We start from the raw sequence: 13216 nt of genomic DNA, 5'->3' as shown, positions 1-13216 counted from the left end.
CAACTAATCATATTTGGATTGATGATGGCGGATATGATCGGTACCATTTGGGGAGGTGTGGCGGGAGGCTTGCTTATAGCCGTTGCACTGCAGGAGTGCGTCATGTACTTTAACCGGAGAAAATCAGGCGCTTAAGCCGCAAGTATACTTTTAGCCATAGAGAAAGGACTGAAGAAAACCCTGCCCTTATTTCTAATCGCAGCTTTTGTTGCCCTGGTGCTTCTGGTAACTGCATACTTTTAAAAGAACACCGTAACGAAAAAGCCCATGCTCAACTACGAGAAGCTATCGAGATCGACCCGGACCAGGACAGCCATGCTGCTGTTGCTGCTGTTCATGGTGCTCGCGGTAGCCGATCTTTTCATCAGTTTTTTCGGGGGGGTGGTGCTAGGCCTGCTGCTGGTGCAGTTCGAGATGGAGGTGCAGCGGTTTTTCAGGCACTCGGCGGGACGCAGCCCCAGCGTTGCCAGGCTCCTGAAGGCCTACGCCGACCTGGGTCTTGAGCGCAAGCTCCAGCTGAAAGCCGGCCTGCAGGTGCTTGTGTTTATACTTATACTTGCCGACGTGCTGGACTCTTTCTGGGGAGGCATGATCAGCGGGGTGCTGCTGGCCCTGCTCGCCGACGACCTGATCCGCTACCAGCGCCGGAAGCGAAAAATCACCATCAAAAAGAACTAACGCCACCCATACTTCTGGCCAAAGATGAAATCGTTCGAAATGTCCTTTAGTAGTACCAGAGGACTCAACACCCCAAACTCTTTAACTCCCAAACTTTCTAACTCTCTAACTTTCTAACTCTTTTCACCCTTACACCAATGCAACACTGGTTAGTAAAATCAGAACCTGAGACATACTCCTGGGCAAAGCTTGTGCAGGAAGGCCGCACCATGTGGGACGGCGTGCGCAACTACCAGGCCCGCAACAACATGCAGCAAATGCAGCCCGGCGACCTGGTGCTGTTCTACCACAGCGTATCCGTAAAAGCTATTGTGGGCATTGCCAAAGTGGATAAAGCCGCTTATCCTGACCCAACCGCCAAAGACGATAAAGGCCAGTGGGTGGTGGTGGACCTGGTGCCTTTCCGCGACTTTAAAGACCCCGTAACGCTGGAGCAGATAAAGAAAGACGAGCGCCTGAAGGACATCGCGCTGCTGCGCCAGTCGCGCCTCTCGGTGATGCCGCTAAAGGCCGAGGAGTTCGATGTGCTGCTGGCACTGGGCAACTAAACCCCGCAAAATCAAGGCATAGAACAACGAATAGCAGCTATTTGCAGTAAAATGGAAATAGCTGCTATTTTTATACTATTCCCTCACCGGATAGCATCAACTCCGTGTACGCTATGCCATACATTCGCCACCTGCTCGCCCTGCTGTTCGCGTGTATACTTGTGCCGCTGCTGGCCCAGGAGGCGCCCACGCAGCCCGTGCGCCTGGAGCTGCCGCTCAAAGCCGAGGACGTGGACATAGAGGTGATCGCCCTGCCCGACAGCAGCCTGCTGGTGTACCACAAGACCAGCAACCTCTGGGAGACCGAGGCTACCTTCCACTTCACCAAGTATAACAGCCAGCTGCAGGAAGTATGGACCGACACCGCCGCCCTCGCTCCCGACAACGACTACATCCGCTCCTATACTTTTGGCCCGCACACGTTCCTGGTGTATGGCGGGGATAACCTGCGCGATTATACCTTTGTGCGCCTGAGCCATGAAACCGGTGAGACCTGGCATAAGAAGTTCGAGATTGAGCAATTGGAGGAGATCTATGAGTACCGGGTGCTGCAGGGCAACTTCTTCCTCATCGGGCGCAACCGCAAAGACGGCAAGTCGCTCCTGCTGCACCTGAACCCTGAATCCGGGGAGATAACCCCGCTGCCCTCGCTCTATGGCGAGGAGTCCTCGTTCACGGACATGCTCTCTGACCATGAGCAGGACCGGCTGGACGTGGTGATCTCCGAGTCGAACGGCCGCATTTCGAGGCTGCAGGTAAAGAGTTTCGATGCCACCGGGAAGCTGCTCAAGAACTATTTTATACTTCAGAAGGAGGACAAGAGCCTGCTGAATGCCGAGGTAACGCCCGGCGACACGACCCAAAAACTGCTCATCGGCACCTACGGCACCCGCGACCTGCGCTACTCCCAGGGCTTTTTTGCCACGCTGATGGCCTCGCAGGTGGTGGAGGGTAATTTCTACAGCATCCTTGAACTCAACAACTTCCTCAAGTACATGAAGCCCCGCCGCGAGGAGCGCGCGCGCCGCCGCCAGGAGCAGCGCCTGAGGTCCGGCCGCGGCTCTGGCCTGAACTACCGCCTGCTCCTCCACGACCTCATCGAGACACCCTATGGCTACATACTGGCCGCAGAGGCATACTTCCCGCAGCACAGCAACGAGCGCAGCAGCGTCCTGAGCATGACTCCAAGTGGCCTCAGGCCCTACAAGTTGGCGGATGGGTTTAAGCGCAGCCACGCCGTGGCCCTGGGCTTCGATAAGAGCGGCCAGCTGCTTTGGGACAACGCCATGCCTTTAACGGGCATCACCACGTATTACCTGCGGCATGCGGTGGAGGTGCAGCCCCTAACCGACGGGCGCGTGGTGATGGCTTATCCCGAGAATACCAGGATCGTGTACCAGATCATGAACGACAACCGCTATAACGATGAGAAAACGGAGCTGGAGCTGCTGCCCTACGAAGAGAACGAGAAGATACAGACCAACGAATACCCCGGCCTGATCCGGTGGTACGGCAACAGCATGGCGGCCTTTGGGTTTCAGCATATCAAAACCAAGGGGAAAGGCACCCGGCAGGCATTCTCCATCACCAAGATCACGTTTTAACTCCCCAACTCTCTAACTCCCAAACTTTCTAACTTTTTAACCTTCTAACCTTCTAACTTTCTATCTCCCCCAATCCTTTCTATATTTGCATTCAATTATCCCGGCTATGCAGAAGAGACTCATCGTAAACCACCAACTGCTCGACATCATGGTGATGCGCCTGTGCCACCAGCTCATCGAGAGCCATGGCGACTTTTCTGATTCTGTGATTCTGGGCCTGCAGCCGCGCGGCAAGTATGTGGCGCAGCGCATCCAACGCACCCTGGCCAGTATACTGGGCAAGCAGGTGCCCACCGGCCTCCTCGACACCACCTTCCACCGCGACGACTTCCGCCGCCGCGACACACCCATCACGGCCAACGCCACCAAGATCGATTTTCTGGTGGAGGGCAAAAACGTGATTCTGGTGGATGACGTGCTGTATACAGGCCGTTCGGTGCGCGCCGCCCTGGATGCCATGATTGCCTATGGACGCCCGGCCAGCGTGGAGCTGCTGGTGCTGGTAGACCGCCTCTACACGCGCCACCTGCCCATCCAGCCTACTTATGTGGGCCGCAAGGTAAATTCGCTGCTGAGCCAGCGGGTGCTGGTGGAGTGGAAAGGCGAGCAGGCCGAGGAAGACGCCATCTGGCTAATTACCAAAACCGACGAATAAACTTTACTCATACATGCAAGAGCTCAGCGTCCGGCACCTGTTAGGTATCAAAGACATCACCCCCCAAGACATCCAGCTCATTTTTGAGACTGCCGATAATTTCAAAGATGTACTGAACAGGCCGATAAAGAAAGTGCCTTCGCTGCGCGACATCACCATCGCCAACGTATTCTTCGAGAACTCCACGCGCACCCGCCTCTCCTTTGAGCTGGCCGAAAAGCGCCTCTCTGCCGACACCATCAACTTCAGCAGCAGCGGCAGTTCCGTTAAAAAAGGCGAAACCCTGCTCGACACGGTCAACAACATCCTGGCCATGAAGGTGGACATGATCGTGATGCGCCACTCCAGCCCCGGTGCCCCCCACTTCCTGAGCAAGCACATCCCGGCCAACATCGTAAACGCCGGCGACGGCACCCACGAGCACCCGACGCAGGCCCTCCTTGACTCCTTCTCCATAAGAGAGCGACTGGGCGAGGTGGCCGGCAAAAGGGTGGTGATCATCGGGGATATCCTGCACTCGCGGGTAGCGCTTTCTAATATCTTCGCGCTGCAGAAGCAGGGTGCTGAGGTGATGGTGTGCGGCCCGATCACGCTGCTGCCAAAGTATATCCAGCAGCTGGGTGTGAAGGTGGAGACCGACGTGCGCAAGGCGCTGGAATGGTGCGACGTGGCCAACGTGCTGCGCATACAGCTGGAGCGCCAGCAGATGAAGTATTTCCCCTCGCTGCGCGAGTATACGTTATACTATGGCATCGACAAGAAAATGCTAGACAGCCTGAACAAAGAAATCGTACTGATGCACCCGGGCCCGATAAACCGCGGCGTAGAACTCAGCTCCGATGCCGCCGACTCGCACCACTCCATTATCCTTAACCAGGTGGAAAACGGCGTAGCCATACGCATGGCCGTGTTATACCTGCTGGCCCAGAGAGGTTGATATAAAGTATAAACCTGTATAGAAGTATAAAGTATAAACCCCGCTCCTGCTACAGGGGCGGGGTTTATACTTTTACTCCATAGCTAAATCAGAAGTATAAGCCTTTCTCCCGCTGGCGCGAGTTTGCAACTCGTGCGTACTATGGTGTCGGGTTACTTTGGGCATATTTTTATACTTGCCGATTTATACTTTGCCATACTTCTGCTGGCGCAAGCTGAATGTCCCGGAGCATTTCGGGGCGTCTGCTTGTGCCTTTTTATACTTTGGCTATACTTTTTATACTTGCTGTTCCGGACATCCTTGTCCAGAACTTTGCCTGCTGCGGACTTCCAAGTCCGCGTAAGCCATACTGTTATACTTGCTGATTCATACTTTATACTTTCCTAGCGCAAGCGTCCGCTTGTGTCTTCCATAGCTGTTGCTTCCTTCCACTTGAACAAAGCTATCTTTACTAGCTACTTTTCATCCTCCAGCCTTACAAGCCTAAAGTTTCACATCATACTTTGGTGCTCTCAAGCCCGAGAGGGCTCGTCCTTTGGTTTCGCGCTGTGTACATTTCCTTTGCTTGACCTTACGGTCTCCGCAATTTCGCTAAAGCGAAACCGTAAATCTACAAGGCACTCGACGGAAAGACTGGGTTCAGATTCGATAGCTACGGCTTTTGTCATCTCGACCTTTGGGAGAGATCTCTTTAAAATTCCAGATAGATCTCTCATTTCATTCGAGATGACAAAAATGTATAGCTCCCTCCGCTGTTCTGGGGGTAGCAGCCCTCGATAAAAGGGAAGGTTGGGGTGGGATGATCCTAGGTTTATAGGTATAAAAACAAAAAAGCGCCGCAGGCTTTCGTCTGCGGCGCTTTTGTTACTATTTATCAGATGATTAATCCAGGTCTAACTGCATGTCCGGCGTATTCATCTCGAAGCCTACCCTTCTGTTTCTGGCACGCTCCTTCTCCGTTCTGCGCTTAGACAGACGCTCGTTCACTTTTACGAGTGGCTGCGTTTCGCCGTAGCCTTTGGTTACCAGTCGATCCGGGTTCTGCACGCCTTGCTGCACCAGGTATTCCTTCACAGCCTCGGCTCTGCGCTCAGACAGCGCCTGGTTGTACTCCTCAGAACCGATGAAGTCGGCGTGGCCTTTGATCAGCAGCACGTGATCCGGGTATTTCTGCAGGGCCACGGTGATGCTATCCAGCAGTTGCTTGTAGCTATCCTGTACGCGGGCTCTGTCGAACTCGAAGCGTACTTTCTCCTCGATCAGTTTCTTGGTAGCCTCATCCAGCTCAGGGCAGCCTTTGGTTTCAGCAGTACCTGCTGAGTTAGGGCAAGCATCCTCGTTATCCGGAACACCGTCACCATCTGAGTCTACAGGGCAACCATCCGGGCCAACCTGCACGCCAGAAGGAGTATCAGGGCACTTATCCTGTGCATCGGCTACACCGTCGTTGTCAGAGTCAGGGCATCCGTTGGTAGCGGCAGTACCGGCCTCATCAGGGCACTGGTCATCTTTGTCTGCAATGCCGTCACCGTCGCGGTCAGGGCAACCATTCAGGTTAGCCACGCCAGCCTCGCTTGGGCACTCATCCTGGTAATCTGCCACACCGTCACCGTCTGTGTCAACAGGGCAACCGTTCTTATCTACCTGCACGCCAGTTGGGGTGTCAGGGCAGTCGTCGCGTCTGTCCGGCACACCATCGCCGTCCGTGTCTTTCGCCTTGCCAAGGTTAAAGCCAAGGCCCACGTTGTGCATCAGGAACTGGTCGTTGTCGCCGGTGTCGTAGCCATCGATCTTATCCTGGCCGATGAGCATGTAGTTGGTTTCCACAAAGGCGCTAACGGCATCAGAGAAACGGAAGCGGATACCCGCGCCGGCTCTGCCTGCCATGGTGAAGAACTTATCGTCGTTATGAACGGCAGGACCGCCCGCCGGAGCAGTGGCATCGGTCTTGGCCCAGGCGCCACCACCCGCAACCTGCAGGTAAGGGCCGATAAAGGCATCTTCTTTCAGGATGGTGCCATACATCTTAAGGCGCAGGCCCAGCATAACGGTACCCATCTGGGCATCAAACTTGCCACCTTCGTACAGGCCTTTGCCTTTGTCTTCTGTGCTGCCGTAGGTCAGGTGCAGACCTGCATCAAAGGAAGGGCTGATGTAACGGTTCAGGGAGAGGCCACCGCCCCACTCCAGATCTCCAAATTTATCATCGCCTGTGATGTCGCCTTTATACTGCAGGGCGCTTCCGTATATTTGCAGGTTTGTCCTTTGATCGGAGCTTTGCGCAAATACTTCCGGGCCTGCCACAAGCAGGAACACGAGTGCGAAAGCGAGCTTCTTAATTGTTGATAAATGTGTTTGCATGATTCTACAAAGTATATGTTGATATGACAATACGTGCATGTTTCGAAACGAGTTTATTTTGCGCAAAAAAATTTCTGCCCACTACCCCTTGCTGGCGCAGCCGTCTCACATGCTTCTTCAGGAACTGTAAATGTTCGCCCATAGGCTCTCATTCATTCGGGTTGAACATAACCCACTGTACACCACCACCTAAATTGCACTGGTTTCCGGCATTGTGGTTCAGACAGTACGCATTTCTATACTTCAAACTGAAACCAGCACGCAAGGTTGTACTGTTGATTTTTTTTTGACTCAAGGGCTGATATTTTAGAGTAAGGACGGCAAAAAAGATTGTCAGCCTCTGCTATTCTCCCCCTAAACTATCCATATGCTTTAATTCTGAGCCGCCTCCCGCATCAGCCGCTCAATATCATCAGCCTCCACCGGTATGTGCTGCATTAGGTCCTTGGCCCCGTTGTGCGTGATGAGGATATCGTTCTCCAGGCGTATGCCTATTCCTTCCTCCCGGATGTAGATGCCCGGCTCGCAGGTGAACACCATGCCATTCTCGAACGGGCGGAACTTGTTGCCCACGTCGTGCACATCCAGCCCCAGGTGGTGCGAGGTGCCGTGCATGAAGTATTTCTTGTACAGCGGCTTCTCCGGGTTCTGGTGGAGCACGTCGCTCTCATTCAGCAGGCCGAGCTTTATCAACTCGTTCTCCATCACGGTGCCTACAAACTTATGGTACTGGTCCAGGGTGTTGCCGGGCACCAGCATGCGCGTGGCGGTTTTCATCACCGTCAGCACGGCCTCGTATACTTCGCGCTGGCGCTTGGTGAACTTGCCGTTCACCGGCACGGTGCGCGTCAGGTCGGCGGCGTAGTTGGCGTACTCGGCCCCGAAGTCCATCAGCACCAGGTCGCCGTCCTTACACTCACGGCTGTTATCGGTGTAGTGCAGGATGCAGGCATTGATGCCCGAGGCGATGATAGACTCGTAGGCAGGCCCCTTGGAGCGGTTGCGCAGGAACTCGTGGAAGATCTCTGCCTCAATCTCATACTCCATCACGCCCGGCTTAATAAAGCCCAGCAGCCTGCGAAAGGCCTTGTCGGTGATGTTGCAGGCCTGCTGTATCAGCTCCACCTCCCGCCCTGACTTAATGGCTCTGAGGTGATGCATGATGGGAGCGCTGCGCTCATACTTGTGCAGCGGGAAGAGCTCCTTTACTTTTCTGATGAAGCGGGCATCGCGGGTCTCCACCTCCACCACGGCGCGCAGGTGCTCGTTGGTGTTCAGGTACAGGTGCTCGGCCTCGAATATAAGCGTGTGCAGCACCTGCTCGAACTGGTGCGTCCAGTAAATAGTCTGGATGCCTGATACCTCCCGTGCCTGTTCTTTGGTTAATTTATATCCTTCCCAGGTGAGGATGTGGTCGTTGGTCTCGCGGATGAACAGGATCTCCTGCATGCGCTCGTCCTTGCTGTCGGGGAAGAGCAAAAGTATACTTTCCTCCTGGTCCACGCCCGACAGGTAGAACAGATCGCTGTTCTGCCGGAAAGCCATGGTGCCGTCGGCATTGGTAGGCATGATGTCGTTGGCGTGGAAAATGGCGATGGACGAGGGCTTGAGCTGCTTAGCAAAGTTGTGGCGATGGTTAATAAACAGCTCCTGCCCGATTGGCTCGTATTTCATGCGTTTTATTTCGTAGGGGGTTCGCCTGATATTTTATACTTCAAATATAGCATATAACTGCAGGATGGGCAAATATAGTATGTGGAGGGGGGAATTTTGAGTGAGTGACTGAGTTTTGAAGGAGTGGATGAGGAGTGGATGAAGTGCTACTTTGTTAAAAGCTTGAGTAGCTTCTTTGATGTCTTCCGGTTGTTCAGTGTTATTAAAACGATTCCAGCAAATACCTTATTAGCATACCACGTTTCTGGCTCTTTATCTACCACCAGGACTTCTTTTATTCCATCATCTCTTATTATATCACGCACTTTACTTCTGGTACTCATACTTAATGTTGCCACATGGGGCGCTATTCCATCAATAATCAAAAATGGAACATACAATTCTTCTTTTTCTAAGGTCTCGCCTACAGCCTCAAATTCAAAAAACCGCTCACTAATCATTGCCCATTGATCACCTTTATCCAAAGCTTTTAGTGTGCTGGCCCACTCCTGGTTTTGCTCATACGGCATCATCAAAGGAGTCCCCGAAGAAACACTTTGCCCAAACAACAATCCGGTTGAGAAGCAGAAAAGCAAGGCTAGCAGAAGCTGTTTCATGTCATAGAACTCTCCAACTCTCTAACTCCCCAACTCTCAACACCTCCAGCAGCTGCTCATTCCGGATCTCGCGGGCGCATTTAAAGTGGCCCTCGGGGCAGGCTTTGTAGCCGTGCAAACCGCAGGGGCGGCAGTACAGCGGCTCCTGGCGCTCTACCACCTCGGCAAAGTCGGCCAGCGGGCCGAAGCCGAAGCGCGGCACCGTGGAGCAGTAAATGGCGCAGGTGGGGGCATTCAAGGCAGAGGCCAGGTGCATTGGGCCGGAGTCGTTCACATAATTCAGCACGGCGTCGCGCATCAGGGCCGCCGACTGCAGCAGGTTCAGCTGCCCACAGAGGTTCTCCACGCGCTGGCTTATACTTTGGCTGATGATCTCGTCGCAGTGCTGCTTATCGGCAGGCGAACCGAGCAGGTATACTTTATACTTAGGGTCGAGGCTGTTGATTAGCGTCACCCACTGTTCCTGCGGGTACTGCTTGGTGAACCACACCGAGGTAGGCGCCATGCAGATAAAGGGCTCCTGCTTCCACTGCTCCACCTTGGCAAAATCAACCTGGCTGGGGTAGAGCTTCGGCTTGGCCGGGATGGCGTTGGTTATACTTTGGATGAGCATGTTGTTGCGCTCCACTTCGTGCGTGCCCGATTTCACATCGTGCACGTAGCGGCGGGTGAAAAGGCGCGAGAACGGATTTTTCTCGAAGCCCACGGTCTCTCTGGCACCCGAGAAAGCGGTCAGCAGGCCGGTGGCCCCGAAGCGCTGCACGTTTACTACCAGATCATACTTCTCGGCGCGGATCTGGGAGAGCAGCCGCATCAGGCTTTTATACTTGCCTTCCTGCTTGTTCCAGACCAGCACCTGGCGCAGCAGCGGGTGGTCCTTCAACAGTCCCTCGTTGCCCTTGCGCAGCAGGAAATCGAGTCGGGCCTCCGGGTAGTAGGTGTGTAGTTTCTCCACCAGCGCCGTCGCCAGCACCACGTCCCCCAGGAAAGCCGTTTGTATGATGAGTATTTTATCCATGCTGACGACAAAACTACACGAAACCGGCCTTACTTAAAAATGCAATACCAGGCCGGCGCTTTTAACTTAGTAATCTGAATATTTCACTAAATCTATCGTTTCTTGCTTGTGAATACACCATGCATTCTTTAAGTTGGCAGACTTTGCTGTGCAGAATATCATTTTATGAATACACCCTTTACCGCTCTCCCCTTTTTTAAAAGTATAAAACAGCTTACGGCATTGCTGGTCCTGCCCCTGCTGCTGGCCGGTTGCGGCACCTCCGCCTACATGCCCAATGTGCCCAACGTGCCGATGTTCACCCAGAAAGGCGAGCTGAGCGCCGGCGGCCATGTGACACCGAAGGGCAACATCACGTTTAACACCGCCTACGCCGTGTCCGACCATTTTGCCGTGCTCCTGAACGGATCCATGCTGAGCACTGAGCGCCGCAAGCGCGATATGCGCCACAACCTTCTGGAGGCTGCCGGCGGTTACTACACCACGTTTGGACCTGAGAGCAACCGCATCCTGGAGATCTACGGCGGCATTGGGGGAGGCAGCTCGGAGCGCACGGAGAAAGAGGAAGACAGCGAGACCGGCGAGATGAGCTACGAGCGCCACGATGCCAACTTCAGCAAGTACTTTCTGCAGGTGAACTTCACCTCTAAACGAAAAAAATCGCTGCGGCTGCTGAACCGGGATTTTCCGCTGAACTACGGCACCGCCCTGCGCGCCAGCTATCTCAACATGCACGAGTATTCGTTGAACAACGTGCCGGGCCAGGAGGAGGACAACATTTTCCTGGAGCCGATCTTCTACACCCGCCTCACCCTGAACCCGTCGGTGCAGCTGCAGTACACCAGCGGCACCACCATCGGCCTGAAGAACCGCGACACGCTAACGGCGGCTTACTCGGTATTCGCGGTTGGTTTTGTGATTAATGTGGGCGGCTTGGAGAAGAAGCGGTAGCACGCTGAGGCATAGAAGTATACTTGCAACTATACGCTATACTTGGGCTATACTTTTATACTTGAGCCGGTTGTTGTTTATACTTGCCCCGGTTTATACTTCTATACTTGCGTTTATACCTGCTAAGTATAAAGTGAGCCCTGCCCTCACTCCATTTTGTCATCCTGGAAGGATCTTGTGGGCAAGTCACATCAACTTATCCATCCTCCTATCGGGCTGCTCTCATAAGTAGCCCATTAGTTATACTTCGGCCATACTTTCCTAGCCGCTGCTTCCTTTTACTTGACACAAGCTATACTTATTAGCTTCCGCTGATCCTCTAGTTCCCACAAGCCCATAGTTGCATCTCATACTTTGGTGCTCTCAAGCCCGAGAGGGCTCGCCTTCGGGCATCGCGCTGCGTTCCCTCCTGCCTCCGCTGCGCTACGGCTGCCCTTGACGGGCACCGGATCTCACAAGGCGCTCAACCCAAGGACTGGGATCAGATTCGATAGCCGCTGCCTTGCTGTCATCTCGACCATCGGGAGAGATCTCTATAGAATTCCCGATAGATCTCTCGCCCTGCTCGAGATGACAATAAAGTATAATAAGTGCAGAATTCTCTTCTCCAGTGGGGTAGGTTCATACTTTGTAGGGACAGGTCGCGACCTGTTCGCGCGAGGACAGCGCCTATGAAACTTATACTTTGACATGAGTAACAACAGGCTCCCCTCCTTGGCTAAGGAGGGGCTGGGGTGGTTGGACCCGGTATTGCAAAGCTCCCTCCCCTGTTTTTAGGGGAGGGTTGGGGAGGGGTGAAAGCAGAGGGACTGGGGTGGTGTTTACATTTCCCCGTCCGCAACAACCTCCCCCTTCCCCGGAAAGTCCGGTACTTTTTGCGTACCTTTGCAGGCTAATTTCAGAATGGAATGCCTGATTATCATATTCATACTTTAGAGAACGGAATACGGGTGGTACACAAGCAGGTGCTGCACACCAAGATAGCCCACAGCGGCTTCGTGATGGACATTGGCAGCCGCGATGAGCTGCCGCAGGAGCAGGGCCTGGCCCACTTCTGGGAGCACATGGCCTTCAAGGGTACCCTAAAACGCAAGTCGTTCCACATCCTAAACCGCCTGGAGACCGTGGGCGGCGAATTGAACGCCTACACCACCAAGGAGAAGATCTGCTTTTACAGCTCCGTGCTGGACAAGCACTTCGAGAAATCGTTTGAGTTGCTCACCGATATTACCTTCCACTCCGTTTTCCCGGAGAAGGAGATCGAGAAGGAGCGCGGCGTGATCCTGGAGGAGATGGCCATGTACCTCGACACGCCCGAGGAGGCCATCGTGGATGAGTTTGACGCCGTGGTGTTCGACGGGCACCCGCTGGGCAACAACATCCTGGGCACCAGGGAGAGTGTGTCGAACTTCCAGAAAAAGGATTTCAGGGGATTTATAGAGCGCAACCTGAGCACCGACGCGCTGGTGTTCTGCTCGGTGAGCAACCTGCCGTTCGAGAAGGTGCTGAAGCTGGCCGAGAAGTACCTCAGCGGCATCCCAAGTATAAAAAAACACCGCGAGCGCGTGCCGTTTACCGGCTATACGCCACAGGCCGTCACCATCGAGAAGCCAATCTCACAGGCGCACTGCGTGATCGGTTGCCCCGCCTACGCCCTGGACGACGATCGCCGCATCCCGTTCTTTATGCTCAACAACCTGCTGGGCGGCCCGGGCATGAACTCGCGCCTGAACCTGGCCGTGCGCGAAAAACACGGGCTGGTCTACACAATCGACTCCAACTACGCCACCTACATTGATACCGGCTTGCTCAGCATCTACTTCGGCACCGAGAAAAAGCAGCTCAAGCGTACCACCTCGCTGGTGATGAAGGAGCTGAAGAAGCTGCGTGAAAAGCAACTGGGCTCGCTGCAGTTGCACACGGCCAAGGAGCAGCTGATGGGGCAGCTGGCCATGGCCGAGGAAAGCAACATGGGCCTGATGATGATGCTCGGCAAAAGTATACTGGACCAGGACAAGGTAGAGTCGCTGAACGAGATTTTCGACAAGATCAAAAGTATAGAGGCACTCGACCTGATGGACATTGCCAACGACGTGCTGCGCGAAGAAAACCTGAGCATCCTGAATTACGTGCCTGCGTAGCGGAGCTACAATTAAGAATGAAGAATTAATAATTAGGAGGGAGAAATTGCCTG

Annotated in this window: 12 protein-coding genes; 8 read left to right on the top strand and 4 right to left on the bottom strand. The window is 54.1% G+C overall.

Features of this window, described 5'->3' with window-relative positions:
* The first annotated feature begins 267 nt into the window (after positions 1-267).
* The 6 genes from A3841_RS17090 to A3841_RS20095 all read left to right on the top strand — a co-directional run bounded on the left by A3841_RS17090 (position 268) and on the right by A3841_RS20095 (position 4809).
* Positions 268-678: a hypothetical protein gene (locus A3841_RS17090; protein ID WP_073854125.1), complete on the top strand. Its 411-nt coding sequence runs from the start codon at positions 268-270 to the stop codon at positions 676-678.
* A 137-nt stretch (positions 679-815) separates the two neighbouring features.
* Complete coding sequence (locus A3841_RS17085) at positions 816-1226, top strand: EVE domain-containing protein (RefSeq protein ID WP_073854123.1); 411 nt, start codon at positions 816-818, stop codon at positions 1224-1226.
* A gap of 113 nt (positions 1227-1339) precedes the next feature.
* On the top strand, positions 1340-2830 hold the full coding sequence (locus A3841_RS17080; protein ID WP_139307998.1) for a hypothetical protein: 1491 nt from the start codon (positions 1340-1342) through the stop codon (positions 2828-2830).
* A gap of 106 nt (positions 2831-2936) precedes the next feature.
* The gene (gene pyrR, locus A3841_RS17075; protein WP_073854119.1) at positions 2937-3485 is read left to right on the top strand and encodes a bifunctional pyr operon transcriptional regulator/uracil phosphoribosyltransferase PyrR; all 549 of its coding nucleotides are present in this window, start codon (positions 2937-2939) and stop codon (positions 3483-3485) included.
* Between the two features lie 13 nt (positions 3486-3498).
* The gene (locus A3841_RS17070) at positions 3499-4422 is read left to right on the top strand and encodes an aspartate carbamoyltransferase catalytic subunit (protein ID WP_073854117.1); all 924 of its coding nucleotides are present in this window, start codon (positions 3499-3501) and stop codon (positions 4420-4422) included.
* Positions 4423-4563: 141 nt separating this feature from the next.
* Positions 4564-4809, top strand: coding sequence for a hypothetical protein (locus A3841_RS20095; RefSeq protein WP_139307997.1), 246 nt, complete (start codon positions 4564-4566; stop codon positions 4807-4809).
* Between the two features lie 495 nt (positions 4810-5304).
* Here the strand turns inward: A3841_RS20095 and A3841_RS20805 are convergent, their stop codons facing one another.
* From A3841_RS20805 to A3841_RS17050, 4 genes are all read right to left on the bottom strand, one after another.
* Complete coding sequence (locus A3841_RS20805; RefSeq protein WP_170866226.1) at positions 5305-6783, bottom strand: OmpA family protein; 1479 nt, start codon at positions 6781-6783, stop codon at positions 5305-5307.
* A gap of 372 nt (positions 6784-7155) precedes the next feature.
* On the bottom strand, positions 7156-8457 hold the full coding sequence (locus A3841_RS17060; RefSeq protein WP_073854113.1) for an aminopeptidase P N-terminal domain-containing protein: 1302 nt from the start codon (positions 8455-8457) through the stop codon (positions 7156-7158).
* 146 nt (positions 8458-8603) lie between these two features.
* On the bottom strand, positions 8604-9053 hold the full coding sequence (locus A3841_RS17055; protein WP_073854111.1) for a hypothetical protein: 450 nt from the start codon (positions 9051-9053) through the stop codon (positions 8604-8606).
* Position 9054: 1 nt separating this feature from the next.
* On the bottom strand, positions 9055-10071 hold the full coding sequence (locus A3841_RS17050; protein WP_073854109.1) for a glycosyltransferase family 9 protein: 1017 nt from the start codon (positions 10069-10071) through the stop codon (positions 9055-9057).
* Between the two features lie 165 nt (positions 10072-10236).
* Between A3841_RS17050 and A3841_RS17045 the strand changes: the two genes are divergently transcribed.
* Positions 10237-11022 (top strand): hypothetical protein, encoded by a 786-nt coding sequence (locus A3841_RS17045; RefSeq protein ID WP_073854107.1) that lies wholly within the window; start codon positions 10237-10239, stop codon positions 11020-11022.
* A 908-nt stretch (positions 11023-11930) separates the two neighbouring features.
* Entirely contained in the window at positions 11931-13163 is a 1233-nt protein-coding gene (locus tag A3841_RS17040; protein WP_073854105.1) for a M16 family metallopeptidase, read from the top strand.
* The last annotated feature ends 53 nt before the right edge of the window (positions 13164-13216 follow it).

Source organism: Pontibacter flavimaris, from assembly GCF_001907195.1.
GTDB classification, from domain to species: Bacteria; Bacteroidota; Bacteroidia; order Cytophagales; family Hymenobacteraceae; genus Pontibacter; species Pontibacter flavimaris.
The sequence above is the reverse complement of the archived record's forward strand: the minus strand, read 5'-3'. Positions and strand labels throughout refer to the sequence as shown.